The organism is Streptomyces sp. SID14478 (assembly GCF_010548525.1).
In the GTDB taxonomy this organism is placed as follows: Bacteria; Actinomycetota; Actinomycetes; order Streptomycetales; family Streptomycetaceae; genus Streptomyces.
Map to the genome: position 1 here is coordinate 1 of NZ_JAAGMG010001446.1, position 1,095 is coordinate 1,095.

Annotated in this window: 2 protein-coding genes and 1 pseudogene; 2 read left to right on the top strand and 1 reads right to left on the bottom strand. The window is 74.7% G+C overall.

The features are described from left to right. Nucleotides 1-256 (top strand): helix-turn-helix domain-containing protein (locus G3I40_RS45325; RefSeq protein WP_164560608.1); only part of this gene is annotated, 256 nt, incomplete at its 5' end. A 57-nt stretch (nucleotides 257-313) separates the two neighbouring features. Next, the gene (locus G3I40_RS45330) at nucleotides 314-766 is read left to right on the top strand and encodes a GNAT family N-acetyltransferase (RefSeq protein ID WP_164560609.1); all 453 of its coding nucleotides are present in this window, start codon (nucleotides 314-316) and stop codon (nucleotides 764-766) included. 95 nt (nucleotides 767-861) lie between these two features. Here the strand turns inward: G3I40_RS45330 and G3I40_RS45335 are convergent. Further along, nucleotides 862-1,095 (bottom strand): annotated as a pseudogene (locus G3I40_RS45335) (hypothetical protein); the annotation flags it as partial.

Sequence of the window (1,095 nt, forward strand, 5' to 3'; positions counted from 1 at the left end):
GGCCGCGGTCAGCCCGGCCACGCTGCACCGCAGGTTCCGCGCGGAGCTGGGCACGACGCCGCTGGCCTGGCTGCTCGGGGAGCGGGTGGCGCTCGCGTGCCGGCTCATCGAGCGCGGGGAGGAGCGGCTCGACGTGGTGGCCCGGGGCAGCGGGCTCGGCAGCGCGGCGAATCTGCGGGCGCACCTGAAGCGGGTGACGGGGCTGAGCCCGTCGGCGTACCGCAGGAGGTTCGGGCCGAGCCACTCCCACTCTTGATTGCACTAGGGCGAAAGTACATTGACCCTAGTACAAGGTGGGGCTAGGGTCGCCGCCATGATCATCCATGTCTCCGCCGCCGAGCCCCGCGACCAGCACGTCTGGCGCCGGCTCTTCGCCGCGTACGGGAAGTTCTACGAGGTCGAGCTGGGCGAGGCCGAGATCGACCGGGCCTGGGCCTGGATCCACGACCCGGCCCGCGCCGCCCGCTGCCTGATCGCGCGCACCGCGGACGGCACCCCGGTCGGGTTCGCCCACTACCGCGCCGAGGACTCCCCGCTCAGCGGCACCCGCGGCTTCCTGGACGACCTGTTCGTCGACCCCGCGCACCGGGGCGGCGGGGCCGTGGACGCGCTCTTCGCGGAGCTGCGCCGGGTCGCCGCCGCCGAGGGCTGGCCGAACGTGCGCTGGCGGACCGCCGAGAACAACTACCGGGCGCGGGGCGTGTACGACCGGCACGGTGCGAAGACGGTGTTCCTGACGTACTCGATGGACACGCCGCCGCAGTGATTACGGCGTAAAGCCCGGCGTTCGGCCGGGTGCAGGCGTGGGCGCCGGTCGCCGCGGCGCAGTCACGTCAGGGGGTGCCGGTCGCCGCGGCGCGGTCAGGTCAGCGGGTGCGTGCGGCCGGCGGTCCCGTCGGGTGCGGACGCCTCGGGTTCCGGCGGGTCCGGCAGCGCGGGGGCGTCCAGGAACTCGACGACGGCGAGCGCGCACACCGCGCACACCGCGATCCAGGCGACGACCGCGCCCGTCGGATAGTCCCAGGCGAGCAGCACCGCCGCGGCGACCGCGGCCACCGTCCCGTTCAGCCACGTACGCATCCGGTGCACCCAGGG

Bases quoted from the DNA above. Each gene is read 5' to 3' on its own strand.
- G3I40_RS45330 (WP_164560609.1), top strand. From the start codon at position 314: ATGATCATCCATGTCTCCGCCGCCGAGCCCCGCGACCAGCACGTCTGG.